The sequence below is a fragment of the Curvivirga aplysinae genome (genome assembly GCF_009711445.1).
In the GTDB taxonomy this organism is placed as follows: Bacteria; Pseudomonadota; Alphaproteobacteria; order UBA8366; family Aestuariispiraceae; genus Curvivirga; species Curvivirga aplysinae.
In genome coordinates this window covers 1-778 of sequence record NZ_SMMC01000009.1, presented here as the reverse complement: position 1 = coordinate 778, position 778 = coordinate 1, and the positions used below count along the sequence as shown (strand labels likewise).

The 778-nt window shown below is 41.6% G+C and carries 1 protein-coding gene; it reads right to left on the bottom strand.

Annotated elements, in window-relative coordinates; translation table 11 throughout:
- The coding region (locus tag E1160_RS00035; protein ID WP_155152948.1) for a phosphoadenylyl-sulfate reductase at positions 1-735 on the bottom strand (735 nt) is incomplete at its 3' end.
- Between the last annotated feature and the right edge of the window lie 43 nt (positions 736-778).

Below are 778 nucleotides of genomic sequence, written 5' to 3'. Positions count from 1 at the left end.
CTCTGCACGATGAATACCACATTCAAACTTGGATTTCCCTTTCCAACGGCCTGCACGCACATCTTCGCCGTCAGCGACCTTTACAGTACAAACCTCACACCCAATAGATTTATATCCTTGATCAACCAAGCTATGTTGCGGAAGACCAAAATTGGTAAAGTGATCTTGAATTTGATCCGCCGTCCAATCAACAATTGGGTTAAGCTTAATCTTACCTTCTTCCCACTCTACACGGGGTAACTCCTTACGGCCGCCGCCGTGAAATTTCTTACGTCCCGTAATCCATCCTTTATACCCATTCAATGTGTCTGAAAGCGGGTTTACTTTACGTATCGCACAACATTGATCAGGGTCACTTTCCCATAAAGAACCATCAGGATCCAATTCCGCCACTTCCTTCACATTGGGGGACACAAATTGCACATTGGTTAGGCGCAAACGCTTAGAAAGCATATCAACATAATCAATTGTTTCTTTGAAATGTTTACCTGTATCCAAAAAGAAAATTGGAAAACTCTTATCCACTCGGCTGATTAAATGTAACAACACTGCGGACTCAGCACCAAAAGATGAAACCGATGCCAGTCCATCTTGTCCTAATTCATCATTAGCAGCTTGTAGAAAGGAAATAGCTGTTTTCACATGGTCTTGCTCAGGATCATCCAGATGCCCAACCAATGCTTCATAATTTGAAAATTCAGCTTCTTCTATCTGTTTTTGTTGCAGAGCCGACATAACAATTATCTTTCCTAATCATAGTGCATCTATTTTATGCTTC